Consider the following 25,669-nt stretch of genomic DNA (forward strand, 5'->3'; position numbering starts at 1 on the left):
CCCGGGCGGTGGGTTGCCCGGGCGGCCGAAGGTCACCCGGACCGGGGTCGGACCCTCAGTTGTTGACGGGCCCGCGGTCGACGGGCCCGCCGTCGACCGGTCAGTCGTCGAGGAAGTCCTCGCGGGCCAGTACGCCGGTGTCGGGGTGGTCGGTGAAGACTCCGTCGATGCCGGTGGCGAAGTAGGCGCGGAACGCGCCGAACACGTCGCCGTAGGCGTCGGGGTCGCTGCCCCTGCGGAAGTCGGCGGGCAGGAAGGGGTTCTCGTTGCGCATCGTGTACGGGTGCAGGATCAGGCCCGCGCGGTGCGCGTCGCGGACCAGGGTGGTCGGCTCGGTGAGCCGCCCGGCGGAGTCCTTGGGGATGATCAGGTCCAGGGTCGGGCCGATGCCCTGGGCGTAGGAGGCGATCTCCCTCAGGCCCTCGGGCGTGATGAGGTCGGCGGTGGTGCGCGGGTCGCCGCTCTCCACGAAGTCCCAGGGGCGGCTCCTGGCACCGGAGAGCAGGACGGCCAGCGGGTTGCCGACGAGCCTGTTCATCCGCTGGATGCTGGTGGGTTCGAAGGACTGGATGATGACGGGCGAGTTCTTCCGGTCCTTGCCGTACTTGCGCAGCAGCCGCGCCAGGCGCTCCTCCGTACCGAGACCCAGCTTGCGGAAGTAGGTGGGGTGCTTGAGTTCGGGGTAGATCCAGACCTGCTTGCCGCGCTTGCGGGTCTGCTCGTTCTGCCAGCGCAGTACCTCTTCGAAGGTGGGGATCTCCCAGCGGCCGTCGTAGAGGGTGTTGTGCGGGCGGTTGGCCGGGATGCGCTCGGTGGCGCGGAGGGTCTTCAGCTCGGCGAGTGTGAAGTCCTCGGTGAACCAGCCGGTGACGGAGACGCCGTCGAGCGACTTGGTGCGCTTGCGGTCGGCGAACTCGGGGTGGTCGGCGACGTCCGTGGTGCCGCCGATCTCCGGCTCGTGCCGGCAGACCAGATGACCGTCCCTGGTGGGGACCAGGTCGCCGGCCTCGACGATGTCGGCGCCCATGTCGAGGGCGAGTTCGTAGGCGCCGAAGGTGTGCTCGGGGCGGTAGCCGCTGGCGCCGCGGTGGCCGATGACCGTCGGGACGGGCAGGCTCTTCACGCCCCCGCCGCGTCCGCCGCCGTGCCGGGCGTCGGCGGCTCTCGCCGTGCCGGACAGGCCGAGTACGGCTCCGCCCGCGCCGAGCACCGCCGCCCCGAGGAGCGCCCGCCGTCCGGTGCCGCCCGTCTGCTCGTCCGACTCCTGCGTTCCCATCAGGGCCTCCTGTCGTTGACCGTCGGTGCGGGCCGATCGTAGGGGCGCGTACATGACGAGTGGGAGACCGCGGTGGAAACACGCGGGTGCGTCGGGATGTCGTACGGGCGTGGAGTGGCCGGTGGGGCGCGAGGGGTGACGGGCCGTCGGCTTCGGAGCGACGGGCCGGGGTACGCGGTCGGTGGCACGGGTCTCGCCGTGGCGGTGCCTCACCGGTCCCGTGGACGCGAGCCGGCTCACGTCCCGGGCCGCCGTCACCTCCGCGAAACACGCCTGCACCGCAGGTGAACGCATGTCAACACCGCGTAAGGTCCGGGTGACCCGACGTGCGCGACCCCCCGCGCCGCGAGTAATGTCCTCACCTGCACAGACTCATACCGCATCCCCGACACCGGAGGACCCGTTGTCCCGCTTCGCGCTCATCAAGGCAGTGCTCGGTCCGATCATGCGCCTGATGTTCCGCCCACGGGTGGAAGGCGTGGAGAACATCCCGGGCGACGGCCCGGTGATCCTGGCCGGCAACCACCTCACCTTCATCGACTCGATGATCCTGCCGCTGGTCTGCGACCGGCAGGTCGTCTTCATCGGCAAGGACGAGTACGTCACCGGCAAGGGCCTCAAGGGCCGGCTGATGGCCTGGTTCTTCACCGGCGTCGGCATGATCCCGGTCGACCGGGACGGCGGCCGGGGCGGGGTCGCGGCGCTGATGACCGGCCGCCGGGTGCTGGAGGAGGGCAGGATCTTCGGCATCTACCCGGAGGGCACCCGCTCCCCCGACGGCCGCCTCTACCGGGGCCGCACCGGCATCGCGCGGCTGACCCTGATGACCGGGGCCCCCGTCGTCCCGTTCGCCATGATCGGCACCGACAAGCTCCAGCCGGGCGGCGCCGGCCTGCCCCGGCCGGGCAAGGTGACCGTCCGCTTCGGCGAGGCGATGGAGTTCTCCCGCTACGAGGGCATGGACCGCGACCGCTACGTCCTGCGGGCCGTGACGGACTCCGTGATGACCGAGGTCATGCGGCTGTCCGGCCAGGAGTACGTGGACATGTACGCGAGCAAGGCGAAGGCGGCGTAGGGCCTCCGACGCACGAGGGACGCACAGACACGTGGACGGCGGGTCGCTCGGTGAGCGGCCCGCCGTCGTGTGTGCGGCCCTGAGGCCCGCCGTACGGTTACGGGTGTTCCACCCCGTCCTCCAGGCGCTGGCCCCGCAGCAGGAACCAGGCGGCTCCCGCGGCGGCCAGCAGCACCGCCGCGCCGACGCCCGCCGCGAGCGTCAGGCCGTCGACGAAGGCCTGACGGGCGGCGTCCAGCAGCGCCCCGGCCGACGGGGCCGGCAGATGGGCGGCGACCTCCACCGCGCCGCCCAGTGACTCGTGGGCCGCGGCCGGGGTGCCGGCCGGGCCGGTGAAGTCGCGGTAGACGCCGGTCACGATGGAGCCGAGCACGGCGATGCCGAGAGCGGCGCCGAGTTCGTAGGCCGTCTCGGAGACCGCGGAGGCCGCGCCCGCCTGCTCCTTGGGCACGCTGGAGAGGATCACGTCGGCGGTGACGGTGAAGGAGAGTCCGGCGCCGACGCCGACCACCAGCAGGGCGGCACCGAGCAGCGGGTACCCGGTGTGCTGGCCGATGACGGTCAGCGCGGCCAGCGCCAGGCCGACGGCGGCCAGTCCGCCGGAGACGACCGCGCGGACCGAGAAGCGGCGGGCCGCGCGACCGGCGAGCAGACCCGCCACCACCGCGCCGATCGCGGCGGGCAGTTCGGCCAGGCCCGCCTCGAAGGGGCGCCTGCCCTGGACGAGTTGCAGGTACTGGGAGAGGAAGAACACCAGCCCGGACAGGCCGAGGATGGTCAGCAGGTCGGCCAGGACCGCGCCGCTGAAGCCGCGGCTGCGGAACAGCCGCATGTCGAGCAGCGGGGTCGGCATGGTCAGCTGACGGCGGACGAAGCCGTAGAGCGCGGCGGCGCCCAGCAGGCCCGCGGTGAGCGTGGCCCACGCGAACCCGTGCGCGGCGGACTCCTTGACGGCGTACACGACACCGACCATGCCGACGAGGGAGAGGACGACGCTGAGCAGGTCCCACGGGCCGGGGTTCGGATTGCGCGACTCCGGCAGCAGCTTGACGCCGACGAGGACGAGGACGGCCATGACGGGCAGGTTGATCAGGAAGACCGAGCCCCACCAGAAGTGCTCCAGCAGGAAGCCTCCGACGACCGGACCGACCGCCGCGCCCGCCGAGGCCGCGGCGCCCCAGATGCCGACGGCGAGAGAGCGCTCGCGCGGGTCGTGGAAGAGGTTGCGGATCAGCGCGAGGGTGGCGGGCATCAGGGTGGCGCCCGCGACGCCGAGCAGGGCCCGGGCGACGATCATCAGCTCGGGGGTGTGCGCGTAGGCGTTGAGGACGGAGATCAGGCCGAACGCCGTGGCGCCGATGAGCAGGATCCGCTTGCGGCCGATCCGGTCGCCGAGGCTGCCCATGGAGACCAGCAGACCGGCGATGACGAAGGAGTAGACGTCGCCGATCCACAGCAGCTGGGTGCTGGAGGGGGCGAGGTCCTCACTGATGTAGGGGGTCGCGAGACCGAGTACGGTCGCGTCGACGGCCACCAGCAGTACGGCCAGCACGAGGACGGACAGCGCCAGCCAGCGGCCGGGGCGCTTCACCGCCTCGGTCGTCCGCGCCGACTGCGAGGTGCGGGTCATGGTTCACTCTCTCCGAAGTGCGCCGCCGAGCAGCAGCTCGACGATCATGTGGTTGAAGTCGTTGCGGGCCACGCGGCCCTCGGCCACCGCCCAGGCGGCGGCGCCCAGCAGGCCGTACAGGGCCTCGGTGAGCCAGGCCGGGGTGAGGTCGATGCGGAACTCACCGCTCTCCTGGCCCCGGCGGAACAGGTCGGTGAGCCGGGCGTCGATGCGCGCCCAGCCCTCGTTCTGCTCCTCGCCCTCGAACAGCTGGTTCTCGGTGTAGAGGAAGGCGAGCAGAGCGGCGGAGGGCTCGATCCCGCGCACGAGCCGGCGCACCGCGTCGGCCGCCGGCCCGTCGGCCGGACGGGCCGCTTCCAGGGCCGCCTCGCACTCGGCGATGCCGAGTTCCTCCAGCGCCCGGACGAGGGCGTCGCGTCCGGCGAAGTGCCGGTGCAGCGTGGCCCGGCTGAGCCCGGCGGCCCGCGCGACCTCGTCCATGGTCGCGGTGGATTTCCGGGTCAGCAGGGCCGCGGCGCTGCGCAGTACCTGTTCACGATCGACGGCCATGAGACAACGATAACCCACATGAGACATTCATGTCTCATGTTAGGCATGCGTGACTCACCTCTCAGGGTCAGTCACACGGTCGGAGAGGGCTCAGTGCCAGGGCAGCTGCCCGCGCCGCTCCCAGTAGGCTCGCGGGTCCTCGACGAGCGCGTCGAGTCGGGCCACCTGGTCGTCGTCGAGGTCGACCACGGCGGCGTGCAGGTTGGAGCCGAGCTGGTTGACCGTCGCGGCACCGGAGAGGACGACGCCGGCCCAGGGCCGGCGCAGGACCAGCGCGAGGGCGACCGCGTCGCAGCCCAGGGTCGTCTCCTCGGCCACGGCCTTCAGTGCGTGGGGCGCGTGCGGCTCCGCGAGACGGCCGTTGGCCATGCCCTCCTTGACGATCACGGTGAGCCCCGCGTCGTGCGCCTCGGCGAGCGCGGGCCCGGCGGAGGTCTCGAGGATGTTGTACGTCGACTGCACGGTGCGGAAGAGGGGTTCGCCGTCGACGGTCACGGCGAGCGCCGAGCGGATGGCGTCGGCCTGGGCGGGACCGCTGGTGGAGAACCCGACGGTGACGCCCCGCGCGGCGGCCTCGGCCAGCTTCGCGTGCAGGTCCTTGTCGGTGAGGGCCGGGCTGTCGGGGGTGAGCGAGTGGATCTGGTAGAGGTCGAGCCGGTCCCCGAGCAGGGCGTCGGTCTCGGCGCGCTGACGCTCGTACGTGGCGGCGCCGTGGTCCTTGACCTCGTGCCGGTCGGCGTCGGCGGACCAGTCGGCCGTGTAGGTGTAGCCCCACTTGCTGCCGACGACGACGTCGTCGATGTCGGGGCGGTCCCTCAGCCAGCCGGCCAGGAACTCCTCCGAGCGGCCGTAGGAGCGGGCGGCGTCGAAGTAGCGGACACCCTGGGCGTAGGCGGCGTCGAGGAGGTCGTGGGTGCGCTCGCGCATCGCCTCGACGGTGCGGTCGGCCGGCAGGTCCCGGTCGCGGCCGAGGTTGATGTAGCCGGGGCGGCCGACGGCGGCGAGACCCAGTCCGATGTGGCAGGTGGGGGTGGTCGCCGCGGCCAGGCGGGCGAAGGGCATCGCGGGCTCCGTTCGGTCGGCTGCTGAGGCTGTGGAAGCTGCTGAGCTGTTGACCAACGTAACCGCGATGCCCTTCGCGCACACCGGCTGCTACTTCTTGGCGTCCGCCCACGCGTGCTGGGCCGCCACGTCCGCCTTCACCTCGGCGAGCTGGACGGCGACCGCGCTGGGCGCCGTACCGCCGCGTCCGTCGCGGGAGGCGAGGGCGCCGGGCACGTTGAGGACGCCCCGGACCTCCGGGGTGAGGTGTTCGGAGATCTTGGCGAACTGCTCGTCGGTGAGCTCGTCCAGCTCCTTGTCCTCGGCCTCGGCGACCTTCACGCACTCGCCGGCCACCTCGTGCGCGACGCGGAACGGCACGCCCTGCCGCACCAGCCACTCGGCGATGTCGGTGGCGAGCGAGAAGCCGGCCGGGGCCAGCTCCGCCATCCGTTCGCGGTGCACGGTGAGGGTGGCCATCATGCCGGTGAAGGCCGGGAGCAGGATCTCCAGCTGGTCGATGGAGTCGAAGACCGGCTCCTTGTCCTCCTGGAGGTCGCGGTTGTACGCGAGGGGGAGGGCCTTGAGGGTGGCCATCAGGCCGGTGAGGTTGCCGATGAGGCGGCCGGACTTGCCGCGGGCCAGCTCGGCGATGTCCGGGTTCTTCTTCTGCGGCATGATCGACGAGCCGGTGGAGAACGCGTCGTGCAGCGTGACGAAGGAGAACTCCTTCGTGTTCCAGATGATGATCTCCTCGGCGATCCGGGAGACGTTGACGCCGATCATCGCGGTGATGAAGGCGAACTCGGCGACGAAGTCGCGGGAGGCCGTGCCGTCGATGGAGTTGCCCGCGCTGCCGTGCTCGAAGCCCAGGTCCTGGGCGACGGCCTGCGGGTCCAGGCCGAGGCTGCTGCCCGCGAGCGCCCCCGAGCCGTACGGCGACACGGCCGTGCGCTCGTCCCACTGCCGCAGCCGCTCCGCGTCCCGGCCGAGCGCCTGGGCGTGGGCGAGGACGTGGTGGGCGAAGAGCACCGGCTGGGCGTGCTGGAGGTGGGTGCGGCCGGGCATCGCCACGTCCGGGTGGGCCTCGGCGAGGCCGATCAGGGCGTCCTGGAGGTCCGCGATCAGGCCGCCGACGGTGCGGGCGTGGTCCCGCAGGTACATGCGGAAGAGGGTGGCCACCTGGTCGTTGCGGGACCGGCCGGCACGCAGCTTGCCGCCGAGGTCGGGGCCGAGCCGCTCCAGCAGCCCGCGCTCCAGGGCGGTGTGGACGTCCTCGTCGGCGATGGTCCCGGTGAAGGACCCGTCGGCGACGTCGGACTCCAGCCGGTCGAGCCCGGCGATCATCCGGGTCAGCTCGTCCTCGGTGAGCAGCCCCGCCTTGTGCAGCACGCGCGCGTGGGCACGCGAGCCGGCGATGTCGTAGGGCGCGAGCCGCCAGTCGAAGTGGACGGACGCGGACAGCTTCGCCAGCGCCTCGGCGGGACCGTCGGCGAAACGGCCGCCCCAGAGCCGGACGTCACCGCTGTTGCTGCTCACTTGGGTCGCTCCTCACCGTACGGTCAGTGTCATGCATGAGTATGCAGAACTCTGCATGGTTCGTCAATTTCGCAGGTAGGTGACACGGACCGCGTCCCGCGCCCTCATAATCGTTAGACATGGGAAAGACTTACGAACGCATCGACGGCAGACTCCGCACCTTCATAGAGGCACAGCCCGTCTTCTTCACCGCCACCGCGCCGCTGGCCGGCGACGGCACGGTCAACCTCTCCCCCAAGGGCCTCACGGGCAGCTTCGCCGTGCTCGACGAACTCACCGTGGCCTACCTCGACTTCGCCGGCTCCAACGCCGAGACCATCGCCCACCTGCGCGAGAACGGACGGATCACCCTGATGTGGTGCGCCTTCCAGGGGCCGCCGAACATCGTCCGGGTGCACGGCCGCGGCGAACCGGTCTTCCGCGACGACCCCCGCTTCCCGGAACTGCTCACCCACTTCCCGGACATCGACCCGAGTGAGCACGGGCTGCGCGCCGTCATCGTCGTGACCGCCGAACTGGTCCGGGACACCTGCGGCTACGGCGTCCCCTTCATGGCGTACGAGTCGGACCGGGATCTGCACGGCAAGCGTTTCGCACGCGAGGACGACGCCTCGCTCAGCGCGTACTTCACCAAGAAGGAGCACATCGCGACGAGCATGGACGGCCTTCCCGGGCTGCCGTTGCCGCTGCCCCCGTCTAGCGTCTGAGCCATGCGCCCCGGTGTCGTCGCCGTCCTCCTGTCCGCCACCCTCCTCGTGCTCGGTGCCGCGCCCCCCGACGGGTCCGGTCCACGGCCCCTGCCGGCGCGCATGGCGGACACCGGCGGCGGTACCCAGCTGATCACCGCCGTGGCGCCCGGCACCGGTTCGACCGAGGGCCGGGTCACCTGGTGGGACCGCAGGGGCGGCACGGACGGCCGGTGGGTGGCGGCCGGTTCGGCACCCGCCCGCTTCGGTGCGGGCGGTCTCACCGACGGGGCGACGCGCGAGCAGGGCACGAGCACCACCCCGACCGGTCTGTACGACCTCCCGTACGCCTTCGGCATCGAGCCCGCGCCGCGCGGGACGGAGTACCGGTACCGCCCGGTGCGCCAGGACTCCTGGTGGTGCCAGGACAACGCCTCCCGCGCCTACAACCGCTGGACCGAGCCCCGCCCCGCCGACTGCCGCGCCACCGAGGCCGAGCACCTGATCACCTACACGGCGCAGTACGCGCACGCCCTGGTCGTCGGCTTCAACTACCACCGCCCGGTGCGCGGCCGCGGCGCGGGCATCTTCCTGCACGTCGACGGGCGCGGGGCGACGGCGGGCTGCGTGTCGGTGCCGCGCGAGGCGATGCGGCGGATCCTGCGGTGGGCCGAGCCGGACCAGCGGCCGCACATCGCCATCGGCACCCGGGACGGGGCCACGGCGATCACGCGGTACTGAGCGGTGCCGAACGGCGGCGACGGGACCGGCGGACGCTGAACGCTCGGCCGGCCCGGCGCGTATCTGTGGGCCAAGGGCCGAGTCCCACGGAGGAACCGTGACCACCACGCTCGCCGGCGGCCGTGCCGCCCGCCGTCAGACGATGCGGCGCATCCGCCCGCGCCGCTCCCCCGCCGTCCCCCTGCTGCTCGCCGTATGGGCGGGCGCGGCGGGCGTGTTGTGGCTGTGGTGGCGCAACACGCCCGCCATCTCCGACCGGACCGACATGATCCTGAACGCGGGCCGGATCACCGGACTGCTCGCCGGGTACCTGATGGCGCTGGTCGTGCTCCAGATGGCGCGCGTGCCCGCCCTGGAACGGCGGGTGGGCTCGGACCGGGTCGCCCGCTGGCACGCCATGACCGGCCGCTACACCCTCTGTCTGGTCCTCGCCCACGTCTTCCTGATCATGTGGGGCTACGCCGCCCAGGCGGGCAAGGGCCTGGGCGGCGTCGTCCAGCAGACGGTCGACTCGGTGAACCAGCTGCCGGACATGGGCAAGGCCGCCGTCGGCACCGGCCTGCTGGTCCTCATCGGCCTGCTGTCCGCCGGCCCGGTGCGCCGCCGCATCCCGTACGACGCCTGGTACCACGTGCACCTGCTCACCTACGCGGCGGTGTTCCTGACCTTCTGGCACCAGCTGACCACCGGCAACGACTTCGCCGTCGAGCCGTTCGCCAGGACCGTCTGGTACGCGCTGTACGGGACGGTGACCGCGCTCGTCCTCTGGTACCGGATCCTGACCCCCCTGCGCCTCAACCTGCGGCACCGGCTGCGGGTCGAGGCGGTGATCGAGGAGACGCCCGGCATCGTGTCGGTGCTGATCGGCGGGCGCCGGCTGCACCGGATGGGCGCGGAGGCCGGGCAGTTCTTCCGCTGGCGGTTCCTGGCGCCCGGGATGCGGTTCAGCTCCCACCCGTACTCGCTGTCGGCGGCGCCGCGCCCGGACATGCTGCGGATCACCGTGAAGGCGATCGGCGACCACAGCGCCCGGCTGCGCGAGCTGGAGCCCGGCACCCGGGTGTGGGCGGAGGGGCCGTACGGCGCGCTGACCGCCCAGCGCCGCAGCCGCGGCAAGGTACTGCTGGTGGCGGGCGGGGTCGGCATCACGCCGATGCGGGCGCTCTTCGAGACGCTGCCCGGCGCGTCCGGCGACATCACGCTGCTCTACCGGGCCAACAGCACCCAGGACCTGGCCCTGTGGGACGAGCTCGCCGGGATCGCCGACGAGCGCGGGGCCCGGCTGATGTACGCGGTGAACAGCCCGGACGGGGAGCGCCCGGACATCTCCGCGGAGACCCTGAGCCGCAAGATCCCGGACGTCGAGCGTCACGACGTCTTCCTGTGCGGGCCGCCCGGCTTCGCCCAGTCGGTGTACGAGGCACTGCGCGGCGCGGGGGTCCCCGCCCGCCGTATCCATCACGAGTCGTTCGAGATGTGAGCGACGGACATCAGGAGTCCAGGACAGATGAGGAAAAGCCACCCCGTCCGGCGTGCCGTGCTCGCCGGTGCCGCCACCGTGTCCGGGATCGTGCTGCTGCTGTCGCTGAAACCGGCGTCCGACCCGGGCTCCGCTTCCGCGGCGGGCGGCGCGGCCCCGCCGGTGGCGGCGCAGTCGCCGCAGGGCGGGCGCGGTGCCGGTGCCGGCACGGTGACGGGTGACGCGGCCAGTACCCAGTACGGGCCCGTGCAGGTCCGGGTCACCGTCAGCGGCGGGAAGATCACCGGCGCCGAGGCGGTACAGGCGCCCAAGGGCGGACGGAGCGACCAGATCACCGCCGACGCCGTACCCAGACTCAACCAAGCCGCCATCACCACCGGCAACGCCGACATCGACACCGTCTCCGGCGCCACCTACACCAGCGCCGGATACAAGCAGTCGCTGCAATCCGCGCTGGACAAGGTGAAGGCCGGGGCGGACGGCGGCCCGGACACCCGGACGCTCACCGGTGCCGTCGCCCGGACCCAGTACGGGCCCGTGCAGGTCCGGGTCACCGTCAGCGGCGGGAAGATCACCGGCGCCGAGGCGGTACAGGCGCCCAAGGGCGGACGGAGCGACCAGATCACCGCCGACGCCGTACCCAGACTCAACCAAGCCGCCATCACCACCGGCAACGCCGACATCGACACCGTCTCCGGCGCCACCTACACCAGCGCCGGATACAAGCAGTCGCTCCAGTCGGCCCTGGACCAGGCCGGTGGTTGATCAGGTGGCCGGGGCCGCACAGGCTCCCGCCGCGGTACGCCGGGTGGAGGAGACGATGGGGACCGTCTTCTCCTTCGACGTCCGCGGCGGGGAACCCACGGCGGTACGGGCGGCGCTGGACGAGGCGGTGGCGGAACTGCGCCGGGCCGACGAGGTGTTCAGCACCTACCGGGAGGAGAGCGAGGTCTCCCGGCTGGCGCGCGGCGAGCTGACCGTCGACGCGTGCGTGCCCGAGGTCGCCGAGGTGCTGGAGCTGGCCGCGGAGGCCGAGCGGGTGAGCGACGGCTGGTTCAGCTCCGTGTACCGGGGGCGGCTCGATCCGACGGGGATCGTCAAGGGCTGGGCCGTGGAGCGCGCCGCCCGTGGGGTCGCGGCGGCCGGCGCGGTCGGGGTGAGCGTCAACGGCGGCGGGGACGTGCAGTTGCTCGGGACGCCGGGGGCGGGACGGCCGTGGCGGGTGGGCGTGTCGGACCCGTTGCGCACGGGCGGGCTGGCGGCGGTCGTGTCGGCGGCCGGGGCGGCCGAGCTGGCCGTGGCGACGTCCGGCACGGCGGAGCGGGGCGCGCACATCGTCGACCCGCGCACGGGGCGCCCCGCGGTGACCGACCTGGTGTCGGTGACGGTGGTGGCGGCACGGCTGACGTGGGCGGACTGCTGGGCGACGGCGGCGTTCGCGATGGGGGCGCGGGAGGGGTTCCGGTGGCTGGAGTCGCTGGACGGGGTGGAGGGGCTGTTGGTGGCGGCGGGGGGCGGGGTGCGGTGCACGGGGGGTCTGGCGGGGTGGTTGGGGTGACTGCACCCCCAGGGGCGCGGCGAACTGCGCGACCAGCCACCGACCACCCGCACCCGGCCCCCGCCGCGCTCACCCCCCGTTCTGGGCCAACCGCAGCAAATGGTCCGCCAACGCCTGCCCACCCGTCGGCTCCCTGCTGATCAGCAGCAGCGTGTCGTCACCCGCGATCGTGCCCAGGATGTCGTGCAGTTCCGCCTGGTCGATCGCCGACGCGAGGAACTGCGCGGCCCCCGGCGGGGTCCGAAGGACCACGAGGTTGGCCGAAGCCTCCGCGGAGATCAGCAGCTCCGCGGAGAGCCGCCGCATCCGCTCCTCCTTCGCCGACTCCCCGAGCGGCGCCCGCGGGGTGCGGAAACCGCCCTCGCTGGGCACCGCGTAGATGAGGTCGCCGTCGTTGTTGCGGATCTTGACCGCGTTCAGCTCGTCCAGGTCCCGGGAGAGCGTCGCCTGCGTGACGGTCAGCCCGTCGTCGGCGAGCAGCTTCGCGAGCTGGCTCTGCGAGCGCACCGCCTGCCGGTTGAGGATGTCCACGATCCGGCGGTGGCGTGCGGTGCGGGTCTGCGGTACGGCAGGCCCACCGGTCTGCTCGTGCTCCTGCGCCTGGCTCATCGTCGTCTCATTCTCCGGATCGTCCGTCCCCGTGGGCCGCGTCGGCGGCCTGGTCAAGGATGCCGGGCAGGGCCCCGAGGAACGCGTCCACCGCGTCGTCGCCGAGGTTCAGCGGCGGCATCAGCCGTACGACATCGGGTGCGGGCGCGTTCACCAGGATTCCGGCGTCCTGAGCCGCCTGCTGCACCTGGGGTGCGAGCGGCCCGGTGAGCACGATACCCAGGAGGAGGCCGGCCCCCCGGACATGGGCTGCGAGCGGGTGGCCCAGCCCTTCGACGCCGCCGCGGATCTTCTCCCCCTGCCGCTTGACGTTCTCCAGCAGCCCCTCGTCCGCGATGGTGTCGAGGACGGCGAGTCCGGCGGCGCAGGCGACGGGGTTGCCGCCGAAGGTGGTGCCGTGCTGGCCGGGCTGGAGGAGTTCGGCGGCGCGGCCGAAGGCGACCGTCGCGCCGAGCGGGAGTCCGCCGCCAAGGCCCTTGGCGAGGGTGACGACGTCCGGCAGGACGCCTTCGTGGGCCTGGTACTCGAACCAGTGCCCGGTCCGGCCGACGCCGGTCTGCACCTCGTCCAGGACGAGCAGCGCGCCGGTGGCGGCGGTGATGGCCCGGGCCGCCTTGAGGTAGCCCGGAGGCGGGACCACGACGCCGTTCTCGCCCTGGATCGGCTCGATGATCACCAGGGCCGTCTCCTCGGTGACCGCGGCGGCCAGCGCCTGCGCGTCGCCGTAGGGCACATGCGTGACGTCGCCGGGCAGCGGCCGGAAGGGCGCCTGCTTGCCGGGCTGGCCGGTGAGGGCGAGGGCGCCCATCGTGCGGCCGTGGAAGCCGCCGTCGGTGGCGACCATGTGCGGCCGCCCGGTCAGCCGGCCGATCTTGAAGGCGCCCTCGTTGGCCTCGGCGCCGGAGTTGCAGAAGTAGACCTTGCCGTCGCGGCCGAAGCGCTGGAGCAGCCGTTCGGCGAGCGCGACGGGCGGCTCGGCGATGAAGAGGTTGGAGACGTGGCCGAGGGAGGCGATCTGCCGGCTCACCGCGTCGACCACCGCCGGGTGGGCGTGGCCGAGCGCGTTGACCGCGATGCCGCCGACGAAGTCCAGGTACTCCTTGCCGTCGGCGTCCCAGAGCCGGGCGCCGTCGCCGCGCACGAGCGGCAGGCGCGGCGTGCCGTAGTTGTTCATGAGCGTGCCCTGCCACCGCTCGGTCAGCTCCGCGTTGCTCATGATTCCCCCTGTCCGTCCGGCACGACCATCGTGCCGATCCCCTCGTCGGTGAAGATCTCCAGCAGGATCGAGTGCTGGACCCGGCCGTCGATGACGCGGGCGGTGGTGACGCCGTTGCGTACGGCGTGCAGGCAGCCCTCCATCTTCGGCACCATGCCGCTGGACAGCTCGGGCAACAGCTTCTCGAGCTGGGCGGCGGTGAGGCGGCTGATCACCTCGTCGGAGTCCGGCCAGTCCTCGTACAGGCCCTCGACGTCGGTGAGGACCATGAGCGTCTCGGCACCGAGCGCCGCAGCGAGTGCCGCAGCCGCCGTATCAGCATTGACGTTGTAGACATGTCCGTCGTCCTGGGAGCGGGCGATCGAGGAGACCACCGGGATGCGGCCGTCGGCCAGCAGCGCCTCGATGGCGCCGGTGTCGATCTCGGTGATCTCGCCGACCCGTCCGATGTCGACGGACTCGCCGTCGATCTCGGGCCGGTGCTTGGTGGCGGTGATGGTGTGCGCGTCCTCGCCGGTGAGACCGACGGCGAGCGGTCCGTGCTGGTTGAGCAGTCCGACCAGCTCGCGCTGCACCTGCCCGGCCAGCACCATCCGTACGACGTCCATGGCGTCCTCGGTGGTGACCCGCAGGCCGGCCTTGAACTCGCTGACGATGCCGGCCTTGTCCAGGGCGGCGCTGATCTGCGGGCCGCCGCCGTGCACGACGACGGGCTTGAGGCCGGCGTGGCGCAGGAAGACGACGTCCTGGGCGAAGGCGGCCTTGAGGTCCTCGTCCACCATGGCGTTGCCGCCGAACTTGATGACGACGGTCTTGCCGTGGTGCCGGGTCAGCCAGGGCAGCGCCTCGATGAGGATCTGGGCCTTGGGGAGCGCGGTGTGCTTCCTGGTCGTGCTCATGAGCTGTACGCGCTGTTCTCGTGGACGTAGTCGGCGGTGAGGTCGTTGGTCCAGATCGTGGCCGTGGCGTCGCCGGCGGCGAGGTCGGCGACGATGTGGACCTCGCGGTAGCGCATGTCGACCAGCTCGCGGTCCTCGCCGACGCCGCCGTTCTTGCAGACCCACACGCCGTTGATGGCGACGTTGAGGCGGTCGGGCTCGAAGGCGGCGGAGGTGGTGCCGATCGCGGAGAGCACCCGGCCCCAGTTGGGGTCCTCGCCGTGGATGGCGCACTTGAGCAGGTTGTTGCGGGCGATGGTGCGGCCCACCTGGACGGCGTCGTCCTCGGTCGCGGCGTTCACGACCTCGACCTTGATGTCCTTGCTGGCGCCCTCGGCGTCCCGGATGAGCTGCTGCCCGAGGTCGTCGCAGACGGTGCGGACGGCCTCGGCGAACTCGGCGTGCTCCGGGGTGCGGCCGGAGGCGCCGGAGGCGAGGAGCAGCACCGTGTCGTTGGTGGACATGCAGCCGTCGGAGTCGACGCGGTCGAAGGTGACCCGGGTGGCGTCGCGCAGGGCGCGGTCGAGCACCTCGGTCTCCAGGTCGGCGTCGGTGGTGATCACGACGAGCATGGTGGCCAGGCCGGGGGCGAGCATGCCGGCGCCCTTGGCCATGCCGCCGACGGTCCAGCCGTCCTTGGTCACGACGGACGTCTTGTGCACGGTGTCGGTGGTCTTGATGGCGATGGCGGCCTTCTCGCCGCCGTGCTCGGAGAGCTGGCCGGCGGCGGTCTCGACGCCGGGGAGCAGCTTGTCCATGGGCAGCAGTACGCCGATGAGTCCCGTCGAGCAGACGGCGACCTCGCCCGCTCCCGTCCCGAGCACCTCGGCGGCCTTCTCGGCGGTGGCGTGGGTGTCCTGGAAGCCCTTGGGGCCGGTGCAGGCGTTGGCGCCACCGGAGTTGAGGACGACCGCGGACAGCTGCCCGCTCTTGAGCACCTGCTCGGACCACAGCACCGGCGCGGCCTTGACGCGGTTGGAGGTGAAGACACCGGCGGCGGCGCGTCGGGGGCCGTTGTTGACCACGAGGGCCAGGTCGGGGTTCCCGCTGTCCTTGATCCCGGCGGCGATGCCCGCCGCCGTGAATCCCTTTGCTGCCGTCACACTCACGGCGCGACTCCGATCGTCGTCAGTCCGGTGGTCTCGTCGAGACCGAGGGCGAGGTTCATGCTCTGGACGGCACCGCCCGCGGTGCCCTTGGCCAGGTTGTCGATGGCGCTGATCGCGATGATGCGGCCCGCGGCGGCGTCGTACGCGACCTGGATCTGAACGGCGTTGGAACCGTAGACGGACGCGGTCGCGGGCCACTGGCCCTCGGGCAGCAGGTGCACGAAGGGTTCGTCGGCGAAGGCCTTCTCGTAGGCGGCGCGGACGGACTCGGCGGTGACGCCGGGCTTGGCCTTGGCGGTGCAGGTGGCGAGGATGCCGCGGGGCATCGGCGCGAGGGTCGGGGTGAAGGAGACGGTGACCGGCTCTCCCGCCACCGCGCCGAGGTTCTGGATCATCTCGGGGGTGTGCCGGTGCAGGCCCCCGACGCCGTAGGGCGACATGGAGCCCATGACCTCGCTGCCCAGCAGGTGCGGCTTGGCCGCCTTGCCCGCGCCGGAGGTGCCGGAGGCGGCGACGATCACCGCCTCGGGCTCGGCGAGCGCGGCGGCGTAGGCCGGGAAGAGCGCCAGGGACACGGCGGTCGGGTAGCAACCGGGCACCGCGACACGCTTGGACCCCTCCAGCGCGGCGCGGGCACCCGGCAGTTCGGGGAGGCCGTAGGGCCAGGTGCCGGCGTGCGGGGAGCCGTAGAACCTCTCCCAGTCGACGGCGTCCTTCAGCCGGAAGTCGGCGCCCATGTCGATCACCAGCACGTCCGGCCCGAGCTGCTCGGCGACGGCGGCCGACTGCCCGTGCGGCAGCGCGAGGAACACCACGTCGTGCCCGGCGAGCACCTCGGGCGTCGTCGGCTCCAGCACCCGGCCGGCCAGCGGCGGCAGGTGCGGCTGCAGGGCGCCGAGCCTCTGTCCCGCGTTGGAGTTGCCGGTCAGCGCGCCGATCTCGACCTCCGGGTGCGCGAGCAGCAGACGCAGCAGCTCACCGCCCGCGTACCCACTCGCTCCGGCCACCGCCGCACGTACCGCCATGACATCCTCCATCCGTGATGGCATGACTATACGTAGCCATGCACGTTTATGCAATTGCCTGAGCGGCCAGCACCGCCGCGAGGCCCTCTCGCAGGTCTTCGACGAAGTACCGCGGGACCTCCAGCGACGGGAAGTGTCCCCCGGCCTCCGGTGACCTCCAGCGGACGATCCGGCGGTACCTCTCCTGCGCCCAGGGACGGGGACTCTTCTCGATGTCGCGCGGGTACATCGTGACGGCCGAGGGGACGTCCACCCGGAGACCGGGGTCGAGCGAGTTGTGGCTCTCGTAGTAGATGCGGGCCGCCGACGCACCGGTCCGCGTCAGCCAGTACAGGGTGACGTCGTCCAGAACACGGTCCCTGGAGATCCTCTCGAACGGACTGTCCCCCGTGTCCGACCAGTCGGCGAACTTGTCGAGGATCCAGGCGAGAAGCCCGACCGGTGAGTCGACGAGTGAGTAGCCGATGGTCTGCGGACGGGTCGCCTGCTGCTTGGCGTACGCCGCGCGGTGCTGCCAGAAGTGACGGGTCTCCTCGGCCCACCGGCGCTCGACCGCCGTCAGCCCGTCCGTCGTCAGCCCGGGCGGCGCCTCGGCGAACGTCGTATGGATGCCGAGCACGTGCGCCGGGAACCTGCCGCCGAGGACCGTGGTGATGTTGCCTCCCCAGTCGCCGCCGTGGGCCAGGAACCTGCCGTAGCCGAGCCTTCCCATCAATTCGACCCACGCGGCCGCGATCTTCTCGGTCCCCCAGCCGGTGACGGCGGGCTTGTCGCTGTACCCGAAGCCCGGCAGCGACGGCGCCACGACGTGGAACGCCGGCGCGTCCGCCTCCTTCGGATCCGCCAGTTCCTCCACCACGTCGGTGAACTCGGCGACACTGCCCGGCCAGCCGTGCGTCATGATCAGGGGAGTGGCGTCCGCGCGCGCGGACCGGCGGTGCAGGAAGTGGATACCCAGGCCGTCGACGGTCGTGCGGAACTGACCGATCCGGTCGAGGCGCGCTTCGAACGAACGCCAGTCGTACCCGGTGCGCCAGTAGTTCACGACGTCGACGAGGTCGGCGAGCGGAACCCCCTGCTCCCATCGGCGGGTGCCGGGCCCGGCACCCAGGACCGTCTCGGCCTCCGGCAGCCGCGCCGCGGCCAGCCGCGCACGCAGATCGTCGAGGTCGGCGTCGGTTGCACGGGCTTCGAATGCTTGCACGTCACTGACTGGAGCGGACATGAGACCTCCTGGTTCGCGGAACCGGCTAAGACGGTTCTAGCAGTCGCCCGAGTCAGGCCGCAACCGGCTATGGTGGTTCCATGCGTGCCGACTTCCCTGATTTCCGCCTCGGTTCGGTGCTGGCGACCAGCTTCACGGGGACCCTGTCGGAGCGTCACGGCGACGCCGTGGAGCGGATTCCCGTGCCGCACCGGCTCGTCGACTGGCTGGCCGTGTACGGCCTCGCCGTGGACTCCTGCACCACCGCCCAGCTCGACCTCGCCCGGGAACTGAGGGAGTCGATCCACGCCGTCGCGACGGCGGCCGCGCTCCAGGACACCCTCCCCGCGGCCGCCGTCCGCGTGATCAACGACCGCAGCACCCAGGGGCGGGCCGCGGCCGTACTGACGCCCGAGGGCAAGCGGCACTGGCGGCTCGGGCCGGCTTCCCGCGTGGAAGACGCCCTCGGCGTGATCGCCGCCGACGCGATCGGCGTCATCTCGGGCGAGCGGGACGGAAGGCTGGCCCTGTGCGCGTCACCGACCTGCCGGGCCGCCTTCTTCGACACCAGCCGCAGCCGCACCCGCAGGTGGTGCGACATGAACACGTGCGGGAACCGCCAGAAGAAGGCACGCTTCAACGCCGGCCGGCGCACCGGCCCGGGACCGGCCGCGGATGCCGGACCGCCTCTTCCCGGCACTCACGGACGGTAGCCCGCCAGTCATGGGCAATGTGTTCGGCGCCGGCGACGACGACCTGTACCTGTCCAACGGCGGTACCGCGGTCTTCGTCGACGTGCTGGCCCTCGCCGTGTCGTCACTGGCCGCGGGGCACTGGGAGCGCCGTTTCGCGGCGCTGGTGGCGCTGCAGGACCAGGGGCTGATGGGACGCGGGGCCGTCGGGTTCGACCTGGCCGACCTCGACTGGGGCACCACGGGCGGGGAACGGGCGTCGGCGAAGGCGTTCGTGCTGAACGTGCTGGACCTGGCCGCGCGGCACCACCGGTGGGAGGAGCTGGATTACGAGCCGCGGTTCGCCGAGCGGTACGTGCGGCGGTTCCGGGAGATCGTCGCGTCGTTCGATCCCGCCGACGCCGACCCCGGCGACGGCGCCGGGTTTCCGGACGCCCCCCTCGTCGCCTGCTGCGTACGGCACCGGGTACTGAGCGGACTGCCGTACTGGGAGGGGTGCGTCTTCTGCCACCGGTGACCGTGGGGGAGGATCGGCGGGCTTCGCAGCCGATCACCGCAGCGCGCCGGAGGACCGTGCGGCAGTCGATCCGGCCGGCTTCACCCCTGGCCGGCCTGGACACGGAGGACGATCCGCTGGAGTTCGCCCGGTCCGAGGCCTGGGACGGCCGCGCGTACTGGTGAGGCCGCCCCAGGACCGTACGAACGGCTACCGCTGCCTGATCCGCAGGAAGGTCACCGAGTTCGCCGGGAAGGTGTAGGTGAACTCGCTCGCCACCCCGGAGAAGGTGGACCGTACCGGAGTGACGGGGGTGTCCGTCTCGGTGTTCACGGCATCCTGGTCGGCGGCCAGCGTGGTGACGCGGGCCTTGCGGGCGACCTTCGCGCCGCCGAGGTCGACGGCGGTGCGGGCCGCCGTGTCCTGGGCGTTGACGACCTTGACGATCAGCTCGCCGGTCCGGTCGTCCTCGGTGACGATCTGGCGGAACGGCTCGGCGGGCTTGTCGTCGGTGAAGCTGCCCCACTCCTCGCCGTCGAGGTAGAGGGTCACCTGGCGGCCCCGCACCTTGACGTCGATGTCGTAGGCGCGGCCCGTCTCGATCGAGCCCGCCTTGGACAGGAGCGTCGACTTGCCGCCGTCCGAGGCCTGTTCGACGGCGGACTGGGTGTTGTTCCAGCCGCCCAGGTTCCACCAGTAGTAGTTGCCGGTGTCCTTGACGCCGAAGGCGATCAGGAAGCCCTCGTTGCCGGACTTCTTGGTGGCCCGCACGTGCAGGTCGTAGTTCTGCCAGGCCGGGTCACCGGCCGTGACCATGGTGTTCTCGGCCGCGGTGTCGGTCTGGACGTACGCGCCGTCCTGGACGGTCCAGGAACCGGCACCCGCGTGGGTCCACTGCGACGCGTCGCCGGAGAAGTCGTCGGAGAGCAGGGTCTCCCCGTCCGCCGACGTCACCCGCACGTCGTCGTAGGCCGCGCTGGTCGCCCAGGTCGACAGGCCGACCGCGCCGGTGATGGGGCCGCTGACGTCCGGTGTGCCGGTCGCCGTGGAGGGGACGACCCGGTCACCGGTGTTGTTCATGAAGAGCTTCTGGACCTCGTAGTTGGCCGAGCCCCAGGACGCGTGGTTGTTGAACCAGATCATGTCCGGGCTCCACTGCACGTAGTCCTCGTTGGCGAGCAGCGGGGCGTAGGAGGCGAGCTTGACGATGTCCGCGTTGCGCTCCAGGCCGGTCATGAAGGCTGCCTCGGACAGCGCGTTCTTCCAGGCGTTGCCCTGGGAGGCGTACTCGCCGAGGAAGACCTCGGGGCCGTTCCTGTCGTAGGAGTCGTAGCGGTCGTTGTTCTGGAGGAACCACTGCGGGCTGTTGTAGTAGTGCTCGTCGACCATGTCGACGCCGGCCTCGCGGTTCAGCTGCCAGGCGGTGTCGAAGGTGGTGCCGGAGTCGTCCGGGCCGGAGTTGGAGACGACGGTGATGTCCGGGTACTTCGCCTGTATCGCGGCGCGGAACTCCTTGAAGCGGGCCATGAACTCCCGGGGGAGGTTCTCCTCGTTGCCGACGCCGATGTGGGTGAGGCCGAAGGGCTTCGGGTGGCCCATCTCGGCGCGCTTGGCGCCCCATCGGCTGGTACGGGGGCCGTTGGCGAACTCGATCAGGTCCAGGGTGTCCTGGATGTGCCGCTTCAGCAGCGCGTCGTCGTCGGTGGCCTTGTTCTGGCCGCAGCCGGTGACCAGGGCGGGTACGACGGGCAGCGGCATGGCGCCGATGTCCTCGGCGAAGCGGAAGTACTCGTAGTAGCCGAGGCCGTAGCTCTGGTTGTAGCCCCAGAAGTTGGCGTTGGTGGCGCGCTCCTCGACGGGTCCGATGGTGTCCTTCCACTGGTAGGACCGTTCACGCTCCCAGCCGGAGGCGGCGCTGTAGTCCTCCATGGAGCCGGTGTTGACCAGGCAACCGCCCGGGAAGCGCAGGAAGCCGGGGTTCAGTGCCTCGATCTTCTCGGCGAGGTCCTTGCGCAGGCCGTTGGACTGTCCCTTGTAGGTGTCGCGGGGGAAGAGGGACACCATGTCGAGGGCCGCGGGGGCGGTGGTGGTGACGGCGAGGCGGCCGCGGTTGCTGGTGCGGGTCGCGGTGAAGGTGGCGGTGTACTTGCGCCACTCCCCCTCGGCCGCCACCGTGCGCGGCTTCGCGAGGGTGCCCGCCGCGTCCTGGAGGGTGACGGTGAGGGTCGTGCCGCTCTCGGCGCGCACCCACACGGAGAAGTCGTACTTCTTGCCCTTCTCCACGTGGATTCCGGTGTTGTAGCCGCTGTTGGCGACGGAGGAGCCGGCTCCCAGGGAGAGGTAGTTGCGGTTGCGCTCGTTGAGGCGGCCGGCGTCGTCGCGGACCTCGGCGGTGCCGTCGGCCGTCCAGGAGGTGAGCGGCGTGTACGAGGCGTTGTCGGCGGTCGAGTACTCGAAGGACCGGTTCTGCACCAGCTCGGCGTACAGGCCGCCGTCGGCGGCCCGGTTGATGTCCTCGTAGAAGACGCCGTACATCGTGTCGTCGATCGCGGCGCCCTCGGCGGACGGATCGACGGTGATCGTGTAGTCGGGGGCGGCGGCCTCCGCGTGCGCGGGGGACGGCAGCAGGGCGGACGCCGTCAGGAGGGCGGTCGCGCCGAGACCGGCTCTCCAGCGGGTGCGTGACAGGGATGACATGGATACTCCGCGGCTCTCTGTCGTTCGAAATATCGGACATTGGTCAGCACTTCGAACGGCAAGATAGGGAGGGGGTGGAGGCGCGTCAATGGGTCGCGCGGCAACCAGGGGGCCGGAGGCGGAAAGCGGGTGGAAATGGGCGAGTTGTGGCCGGTGCCGGACGTGCTGGCGTTTCTCGCGGGCCGGTGGCGCACCGAGCGGACGGTGCGGGACCTGGCGAGCGGGGCGGAGGGCCGCTTCGAGGGCGCGACGGCGTTCGACGCGCTCGCGGACGGCGGGCTGCTGAGCCGGGAGTCCGGGGCCTTCACCTGGCAGGGCGTGTCCCGCCCCGCCGAACGGACGCTGCGCTACGCACCGGGCACCCGGCCCGGCACCGCCGACGTGCGTTTCGCGGACGGGCGGCCCTTCCACGGCCTGGACCTGACGTCGGGGCGGCACGTGGCCGACCATCCCTGCGCCGCCGACCTCTACCGCGGCGAGTTCACCGTCCGGGACGCGGACCACTGGCGGACCGTGTGGCGGGTCGGCGGCCCGGCCAAGGACCTGCTGCTCGTCACGGACTACACCCGCGAAGGCCCCTGAGCGGGCGCACCCTCGAAACGGAGGTTCCAGCGGCCCGCGCGGCCCGTGACGGTCGTGGTCGACAGAGGGCGCACGTCCAGGTTCCAGTACGTCGCGGGCGGCGCCTTGAGCACGTAGACGAGAGCGGCCCGGATCACGGACGGCTCGGCCACGGCGACGATGCGGTCGCCGTCCTCGCCGGGGCGCGTGTCGAGCCACCCGCCGACGCGGGTGATGAAGCCCAGCAGCGACTCCCCGCCGTGCGGTGCGGTCCGCGGGTCGGCGAGCCAGGCGTCGACGGCCCCGGGCTCCCGGGCCATCGCCTCGCCGAGGGTCAGTCCGCGCCAGCGGCCCATGTCGCAGTCCCTGAGCGCGAGTTGCACCAAGGGACAGCAGCCGATCGCGTCACCGGTGGCGCGGCTGCGGGGCGTCGGCGAGCAGTAGCGCAGCTCGGCCGCCGCGAGCGGCAGCAGGTCGCCCGCCACACGCAGTACCTCGTCCCAGCCGGCCTGGTCCAGCGGCCGGTCGTCGTCGAAGCGCTCCGCGAGCAGCGGGGAGCTGCGTGCGGCCGCGACGAACGTGACCCGAAGCGCCATGCGGTGATGGTGCTGCGCGGGGGTCCGCAGGTCAAGGGGCGTTACTTGTGGGTTACCGAGGGTGCGCCCGGGTTCACGGGCCGAAGGTGTGCGCCATCCACTGGTCCGGCCGGTCCAGCGCCGTGAAGCCGAGCTTCTCGTAGACGCCGTGCGCGTCGTGCGTGGCCAGCAGGATCCGCCGCAGCCCGTAGGGCCGCAGGTGTTCGCGCACCGCCGCGACCAGGGCCGTGCCGATGCCCTTGCCGCGCACCGAGGGGTCGACGTACACGTCGCACAGCCAGGCGAAGGTGGCCCGGTCGGTGATCACCCGCGCGTACGCCACCTGCTGTGCGGTCAGCTCCTCGTGGACGCCGAAGTTGAGCGATCCCTCGATGGCGCGGTCCTGCTTCTCCCGGGAGCGACCGAGCGCCCAGTAGGCGTCGGTGGACAGCCATCGGTGCACGCGCACGGCGTCGATGCGGTGCGGGTCGGTGGAGATCTCGTAGCCCTCGGGCAGGCTCGGCGTGGGGATCATGCCGCGATGCTCGCAGGGTGGCGGGGCCGCGTCGAGCCCCGGGTTCACGGACGCCGTCCCCACACCTCCGCGCAGGCCGTGCGCAGGCGCCGTACGCCCTCCGCGATCTCGCCGGCGCCCGCCACCGCCGCGAAGCTCAGCCTCAGGTGGGGGGCCGGGGGCTCGGCGCTGAAGTACGGGCGGCCCGGGGTGACCGCGACGCCCGTGCGCAGAGCGGCCGTGGTGAGGGCGGTCTCGTCCGTGCCCTCGGGCAGCCGGGGCCACAGGTGGTAGCCCCCGGAGGGGATGTGCGCCAGCAAGACCTCGGGGAGGTGCAGGCGCAGGGCGGACGTCATAGCGTCCCGGCGGGCCTTCAGCTCCGCCGAGACCGCGCGCAGGTGGCGGGGCCAGGCGGGCGAGCCGACCAGCTCCAGCGCCGCCTCCTGGAGGGGCCGGGGCACGAAGAAGGTGTCGACGACCTGGATGGCCCGCAGTCGCTCCAGCACCGGTCCACGCGCGGCCAGGGCGCTCACCCGGAAACTCGGTGAGGTCGCCTTGGTGAGCGAGCAGACGTGCACGACGACGCCGTCCGGGTCGTCGGCGGCGAGCGGGGCGGGCAGCGGGCCCGCGTCCTCGTGCACCAGCCGCCGCACGAAGTCGTCCTCGACGACGAAGGCGCCGGCCGCGCGGGCGATGCGCAGCACCTCACCGCGCCGCTCGGGGGCGAGCACGGCGCCGGTCGGGTTCTGGAACAGGGGCTGGCAGACGAAGACGCGGGCACCGGTCGCCCGGAAGGCGTCGGCGAGCAGCGCCGGGCGCACACCGTCCGCGTCCACGGGAACCGGCACGGGGCGCAGGCCGGCCGCCCGGGCGATGGCCAGCATGCCGGGGTACGTCGGGGACTCGACGAGGACGGCGGTGCCGGGCGGGGCGAGGGCGCGCAGGGCGGTGGTCAGCGCGGACTGGCCGCCCGAGGTGATCAGCACCTCGGCCGCCGTGATGGCCCCGCCGATGCCGCGCGCGAACCACTCCCGCAGCTCCGGCAGTCCCTCCATCGGCGGCCGGCCCCACGCACCGGGCCGCCGCCCGGCCCGGGACAGGGCCGCCGCCATCGCCCGCTCCGGCTGCAGCGAGGGGTGCAGGTAGCCGCCGTTGAACTCCACGACGCCGGGCGGCGGGGCGGCCAGCGAGACCAGGACCCCGGAGGCGTCCACCGAGCGCGGTACGAGGTCGGCGGCGCCGTCGGCGCTGAGCGCGACCTCCTGCCAGGAGGTGTCGCCACCGGACGTCGCGGACGAGCGCGGCCGGGCGCGGAAGGCACCGGCGCCGGGCCGGGTGACCACCAGTCCCTCGGCGGCCAGCTGCGCCAGGGCGCGGGAGACGGTCACGGGGCTCACCCGGAACCGGTCGACGAGGGCTCGACTGGAGGGGAGCTTTCCGCCGGGTGAGTAGCGGTCGAGCTCACTTCGCAGCCGGTTCGCCAGGTCAGCGACGCTGCTACGCTCTTGCATGAGAGCACAGAGTAGCGCTACCAGCCCTTCGGCGATAGCAGTGGACGGCCCGGACACCGCGTCCGGCGTCCGCCCCCTCGGCACCCTCCAGGCGGCCCTGGGCGTCGTCGCCTTCTCGCTCACCTTCCCCGCCACCGCCTGGGGGCTGGAGGGCTTCGGCCCCTGGTCCCTGATCGCCGTGCGCTCGATCCTCGCCGCGGTGATCGCCGGGGGCTGTCTGCTGGCACTGCGCGTGCCCCTTCCCGAGCGGCGGCACTGGTTCGGGCTGGCCGTGGTGGGCGCGGGCGTCGTCCTCGGCTTCCCCCTGCTGACCACGCTCGCCCTGCAGACCTCGACGACCGCGCACGCCGCCGTCGTGGTCGGGCTGCTTCCGCTGACCACCGCGCTGCTGTCCGCGCTGCGCATCGGCACCCGCCCCTCGCGCACCTTCTGGATCGCGGCGCTGGCGGGCGCGGCGGCGGTCATCGCCTTCACGGTGCAGCAGAGCGGCGGCGCCCTGACGACGGCCGACGCCTACCTCTTCGGGGCGCTGCTGGTGTGCGCGGCCGGTTACACCGAGGGCGGGCGACTGGCCCGGGTGATGCCGGGCTGGCAGGTCATCGGCTGGGCGCTGGTGCTGTGCCTGCCGGTGACGGTGCCGATGGCGGCCGTGGCCCTGTCGTTCGAGCCGGTGCACCTGACGGGGCACGGGGTGGCCGGGCTGCTGTGGGTGGCGGTGGGCTCGCAGTTCCTCGGGCTGGTCGTCTGGTACCGGGGCATGGCCGCGATCGGGATACCGAAGGCCAGCCAGTTGCAGCTGGCCCAGCCGCTGCTCACACTGGTGTGGTCGGTACTTCTCCTGGGCGAGCACCTGACGGTGGCCGCTCCGCTGACGGCCGCGGCGGTACTGGTGTGCATCGCGGTCACCCAGCGGGCCCGGGGCTGAGCGGCACACACGTGAGGAGGCC

At 72.3% G+C, this 25,669-nt stretch carries 25 protein-coding genes; 10 read left to right on the forward strand and 15 right to left on the reverse strand.

Annotation, left to right across the window (positions count from 1 at the left end):
• Positions 1-100: 100 nt before the first annotated feature.
• Positions 101-1,276: a glycerophosphodiester phosphodiesterase gene (locus tag M6G08_RS32415; RefSeq protein ID WP_272590697.1), complete on the reverse strand. Its 1,176-nt coding sequence runs from the start codon at positions 1,274-1,276 to the stop codon at positions 101-103.
• A gap of 403 nt (positions 1,277-1,679) precedes the next feature.
• On the opposite strand from M6G08_RS32415, the gene M6G08_RS32420 reads away from it, so the two are divergent.
• Entirely contained in the window at positions 1,680-2,351 is a 672-nt protein-coding gene (locus M6G08_RS32420) for a lysophospholipid acyltransferase family protein (RefSeq protein WP_019325153.1), read from the forward strand.
• Between the two features lie 97 nt (positions 2,352-2,448).
• Here the strand turns inward: M6G08_RS32420 and M6G08_RS32425 are convergent, their stop codons facing one another.
• The 4 genes from M6G08_RS32425 to argH form a co-directional block, all read right to left on the reverse strand.
• Positions 2,449-3,981 carry an MFS transporter gene (locus M6G08_RS32425; protein WP_272590698.1) on the reverse strand — a complete coding sequence of 511 codons (1,533 nt, stop codon included), beginning with the start codon at positions 3,979-3,981 and terminating at the stop codon, positions 2,449-2,451.
• A 3-nt stretch (positions 3,982-3,984) separates the two neighbouring features.
• Positions 3,985-4,530 carry a TetR/AcrR family transcriptional regulator gene (locus tag M6G08_RS32430; protein ID WP_272590699.1) on the reverse strand — a complete coding sequence of 182 codons (546 nt, stop codon included), beginning with the start codon at positions 4,528-4,530 and terminating at the stop codon, positions 3,985-3,987.
• A 90-nt stretch (positions 4,531-4,620) separates the two neighbouring features.
• Positions 4,621-5,592, reverse strand: a complete 972-nt coding sequence (locus tag M6G08_RS32435; protein ID WP_272590700.1) for an aldo/keto reductase — start codon at positions 5,590-5,592, stop codon at positions 4,621-4,623.
• 90 nt (positions 5,593-5,682) lie between these two features.
• Positions 5,683-7,110: an argininosuccinate lyase gene (gene argH, locus M6G08_RS32440; RefSeq protein WP_272590701.1), complete on the reverse strand. Its 1,428-nt coding sequence runs from the start codon at positions 7,108-7,110 to the stop codon at positions 5,683-5,685.
• Positions 7,111-7,229: 119 nt separating this feature from the next.
• Here argH and M6G08_RS32445 point away from each other — a divergent pair, with 119 nt between their 5' ends.
• The 5 genes from M6G08_RS32445 (at position 7,230) to M6G08_RS32465 (ending at position 11,575) form a co-directional block, all read left to right on the forward strand.
• Complete coding sequence (locus M6G08_RS32445) at positions 7,230-7,817, forward strand: pyridoxamine 5'-phosphate oxidase family protein (protein WP_272590702.1); 588 nt, start codon at positions 7,230-7,232, stop codon at positions 7,815-7,817.
• A 3-nt stretch (positions 7,818-7,820) separates the two neighbouring features.
• Entirely contained in the window at positions 7,821-8,537 is a 717-nt protein-coding gene (locus M6G08_RS32450) for a L,D-transpeptidase family protein (protein WP_272590703.1), read from the forward strand.
• A 97-nt stretch (positions 8,538-8,634) separates the two neighbouring features.
• Positions 8,635-10,017 (forward strand): ferredoxin reductase family protein, encoded by a 1,383-nt coding sequence (locus M6G08_RS32455; RefSeq protein ID WP_272590704.1) that lies wholly within the window; start codon positions 8,635-8,637, stop codon positions 10,015-10,017.
• 27 nt (positions 10,018-10,044) lie between these two features.
• Positions 10,045-10,782, forward strand: a complete 738-nt coding sequence (locus tag M6G08_RS32460) for an FMN-binding protein (protein ID WP_272590705.1) — start codon at positions 10,045-10,047, stop codon at positions 10,780-10,782.
• Between the two features lie 55 nt (positions 10,783-10,837).
• Positions 10,838-11,575 carry an FAD:protein FMN transferase gene (locus M6G08_RS32465; protein WP_272591492.1) on the forward strand — a complete coding sequence of 246 codons (738 nt, stop codon included), beginning with the start codon at positions 10,838-10,840 and terminating at the stop codon, positions 11,573-11,575.
• Positions 11,576-11,644: 69 nt separating this feature from the next.
• On the opposite strand, the gene M6G08_RS32470 is transcribed toward M6G08_RS32465, so the two are convergent.
• Genes M6G08_RS32470 through M6G08_RS32495 form a run of 6 tightly spaced genes read right to left on the reverse strand, consistent with a single transcriptional unit; the run spans position 11,645 to position 17,697 of the window.
• Complete coding sequence (locus M6G08_RS32470; RefSeq protein ID WP_073730882.1) at positions 11,645-12,184, reverse strand: arginine repressor; 540 nt, start codon at positions 12,182-12,184, stop codon at positions 11,645-11,647.
• A 7-nt stretch (positions 12,185-12,191) separates the two neighbouring features.
• Positions 12,192-13,400 carry an acetylornithine transaminase gene (locus tag M6G08_RS32475; protein ID WP_272590706.1) on the reverse strand — a complete coding sequence of 403 codons (1,209 nt, stop codon included), beginning with the start codon at positions 13,398-13,400 and terminating at the stop codon, positions 12,192-12,194.
• Positions 13,397-14,299: an acetylglutamate kinase gene (gene argB, locus M6G08_RS32480; RefSeq protein WP_272590707.1), complete on the reverse strand. Its 903-nt coding sequence runs from the start codon at positions 14,297-14,299 to the stop codon at positions 13,397-13,399. Before argB ends, M6G08_RS32475 begins: the two co-directional genes overlap by 4 nt.
• Entirely contained in the window at positions 14,296-15,447 is a 1,152-nt protein-coding gene (argJ, locus tag M6G08_RS32485) for a bifunctional glutamate N-acetyltransferase/amino-acid acetyltransferase ArgJ (protein WP_272590708.1), read from the reverse strand. The genes argB and argJ overlap by 4 nt, the downstream gene beginning before the upstream one ends.
• On the reverse strand, positions 15,444-16,472 hold the full coding sequence (gene argC, locus M6G08_RS32490; protein ID WP_272590709.1) for an N-acetyl-gamma-glutamyl-phosphate reductase: 1,029 nt from the start codon (positions 16,470-16,472) through the stop codon (positions 15,444-15,446). Before argC ends, argJ begins: the two co-directional genes overlap by 4 nt.
• Positions 16,473-16,518: 46 nt before the next feature.
• The gene (locus M6G08_RS32495) at positions 16,519-17,697 is read right to left on the reverse strand and encodes an epoxide hydrolase family protein (protein ID WP_272590710.1); all 1,179 of its coding nucleotides are present in this window, start codon (positions 17,695-17,697) and stop codon (positions 16,519-16,521) included.
• 80 nt (positions 17,698-17,777) lie between these two features.
• Here M6G08_RS32495 and M6G08_RS32500 point away from each other — a divergent pair, with 80 nt between their 5' ends.
• Positions 17,778-18,389, forward strand: coding sequence for a CGNR zinc finger domain-containing protein (locus tag M6G08_RS32500; protein WP_272590711.1), 612 nt, complete (start codon positions 17,778-17,780; stop codon positions 18,387-18,389).
• A 10-nt stretch (positions 18,390-18,399) separates the two neighbouring features.
• Positions 18,400-18,885 (forward strand): hypothetical protein, encoded by a 486-nt coding sequence (locus M6G08_RS32505; protein WP_272590712.1) that lies wholly within the window; start codon positions 18,400-18,402, stop codon positions 18,883-18,885.
• Positions 18,886-19,074: 189 nt separating this feature from the next.
• On the opposite strand, the gene M6G08_RS32510 is transcribed toward M6G08_RS32505, so the two are convergent.
• Positions 19,075-21,561, reverse strand: coding sequence for an alpha-L-arabinofuranosidase family protein (locus M6G08_RS32510; protein WP_272590713.1), 2,487 nt, complete (start codon positions 21,559-21,561; stop codon positions 19,075-19,077).
• A gap of 135 nt (positions 21,562-21,696) precedes the next feature.
• Here M6G08_RS32510 and M6G08_RS32515 point away from each other — a divergent pair, with 135 nt between their 5' ends.
• A complete protein-coding gene (locus M6G08_RS32515) occupies positions 21,697-22,143 on the forward strand; it encodes a DUF6314 family protein (RefSeq protein WP_272590714.1) in 447 nt (148 codons plus the stop codon).
• Here M6G08_RS32515 and M6G08_RS32520 read toward each other — a convergent pair.
• The 3 genes from M6G08_RS32520 to M6G08_RS32530 form a co-directional block, all read right to left on the reverse strand.
• Positions 22,122-22,718, reverse strand: a complete 597-nt coding sequence (locus M6G08_RS32520; RefSeq protein ID WP_272590716.1) for a histidine phosphatase family protein — start codon at positions 22,716-22,718, stop codon at positions 22,122-22,124. The genes M6G08_RS32515 and M6G08_RS32520 overlap by 22 nt on opposite strands.
• Before the next feature lie 73 nt (positions 22,719-22,791).
• The gene (locus tag M6G08_RS32525; RefSeq protein WP_272590717.1) at positions 22,792-23,232 is read right to left on the reverse strand and encodes a GNAT family N-acetyltransferase; all 441 of its coding nucleotides are present in this window, start codon (positions 23,230-23,232) and stop codon (positions 22,792-22,794) included.
• A 44-nt stretch (positions 23,233-23,276) separates the two neighbouring features.
• On the reverse strand, positions 23,277-24,722 hold the full coding sequence (locus M6G08_RS32530) for an aminotransferase-like domain-containing protein (protein ID WP_272590718.1): 1,446 nt from the start codon (positions 24,720-24,722) through the stop codon (positions 23,277-23,279).
• Between M6G08_RS32530 and M6G08_RS32535 the strand changes: the two genes are divergently transcribed.
• Positions 24,721-25,647, forward strand: coding sequence for a DMT family transporter (locus tag M6G08_RS32535; RefSeq protein WP_272590719.1), 927 nt, complete (start codon positions 24,721-24,723; stop codon positions 25,645-25,647). The two genes, M6G08_RS32530 and M6G08_RS32535, sit on opposite strands and share 2 nt — an antisense overlap.
• Positions 25,648-25,669: the final 22 nt, after the last annotated feature.

It is taken from the genome of Streptomyces sp. M92 (genome assembly GCF_028473745.1).
Lineage (GTDB): Bacteria > Actinomycetota > Actinomycetes > Streptomycetales > Streptomycetaceae > Streptomyces.

Excerpts from the sequence above, each read along its gene's own strand:
- M6G08_RS32415 (WP_272590697.1), bottom strand. The coding sequence starts at position 1,276 with ATGGGAACGCAGGAGTCGGACGAGCAGACGGGCGGCACCGGACGGCGG.
- M6G08_RS32425 (WP_272590698.1), bottom strand. The coding sequence starts at position 3,981 with ATGACCCGCACCTCGCAGTCGGCGCGGACGACCGAGGCGGTGAAGCGC.
- M6G08_RS32430 (WP_272590699.1), bottom strand. The coding sequence starts at position 4,530 with ATGGCCGTCGATCGTGAACAGGTACTGCGCAGCGCCGCGGCCCTGCTG.
- M6G08_RS32435 (WP_272590700.1), bottom strand. The coding sequence starts at position 5,592 with ATGCCCTTCGCCCGCCTGGCCGCGGCGACCACCCCCACCTGCCACATC.
- M6G08_RS32445 (WP_272590702.1), top strand. The coding sequence starts at position 7,230 with ATGGGAAAGACTTACGAACGCATCGACGGCAGACTCCGCACCTTCATA.
- M6G08_RS32450 (WP_272590703.1), top strand. The coding sequence starts at position 7,821 with ATGCGCCCCGGTGTCGTCGCCGTCCTCCTGTCCGCCACCCTCCTCGTG.
- M6G08_RS32460 (WP_272590705.1), top strand. The coding sequence starts at position 10,045 with ATGAGGAAAAGCCACCCCGTCCGGCGTGCCGTGCTCGCCGGTGCCGCC.
- M6G08_RS32465 (WP_272591492.1), top strand. The coding sequence starts at position 10,838 with ATGGGGACCGTCTTCTCCTTCGACGTCCGCGGCGGGGAACCCACGGCG.
- M6G08_RS32470 (WP_073730882.1), bottom strand. The coding sequence starts at position 12,184 with ATGAGCCAGGCGCAGGAGCACGAGCAGACCGGTGGGCCTGCCGTACCG.
- M6G08_RS32475 (WP_272590706.1), bottom strand. The coding sequence starts at position 13,400 with ATGAGCAACGCGGAGCTGACCGAGCGGTGGCAGGGCACGCTCATGAAC.
- argB (WP_272590707.1), bottom strand. The coding sequence starts at position 14,299 with ATGAGCACGACCAGGAAGCACACCGCGCTCCCCAAGGCCCAGATCCTC.
- argC (WP_272590709.1), bottom strand. The coding sequence starts at position 16,472 with ATGGCGGTACGTGCGGCGGTGGCCGGAGCGAGTGGGTACGCGGGCGGT.
- M6G08_RS32495 (WP_272590710.1), bottom strand. The coding sequence starts at position 17,697 with ATGTCCGCTCCAGTCAGTGACGTGCAAGCATTCGAAGCCCGTGCAACC.
- M6G08_RS32500 (WP_272590711.1), top strand. The coding sequence starts at position 17,778 with ATGCGTGCCGACTTCCCTGATTTCCGCCTCGGTTCGGTGCTGGCGACC.
- M6G08_RS32505 (WP_272590712.1), top strand. The coding sequence starts at position 18,400 with ATGGGCAATGTGTTCGGCGCCGGCGACGACGACCTGTACCTGTCCAAC.
- M6G08_RS32510 (WP_272590713.1), bottom strand. The coding sequence starts at position 21,561 with ATGTCATCCCTGTCACGCACCCGCTGGAGAGCCGGTCTCGGCGCGACC.
- M6G08_RS32515 (WP_272590714.1), top strand. The coding sequence starts at position 21,697 with ATGGGCGAGTTGTGGCCGGTGCCGGACGTGCTGGCGTTTCTCGCGGGC.
- M6G08_RS32520 (WP_272590716.1), bottom strand. The coding sequence starts at position 22,718 with ATGGCGCTTCGGGTCACGTTCGTCGCGGCCGCACGCAGCTCCCCGCTG.
- M6G08_RS32525 (WP_272590717.1), bottom strand. The coding sequence starts at position 23,232 with ATGATCCCCACGCCGAGCCTGCCCGAGGGCTACGAGATCTCCACCGAC.
- M6G08_RS32535 (WP_272590719.1), top strand. The coding sequence starts at position 24,721 with ATGAGAGCACAGAGTAGCGCTACCAGCCCTTCGGCGATAGCAGTGGAC.
- M6G08_RS32530 (WP_272590718.1), bottom strand. The coding sequence starts at position 24,722 with ATGCAAGAGCGTAGCAGCGTCGCTGACCTGGCGAACCGGCTGCGAAGT.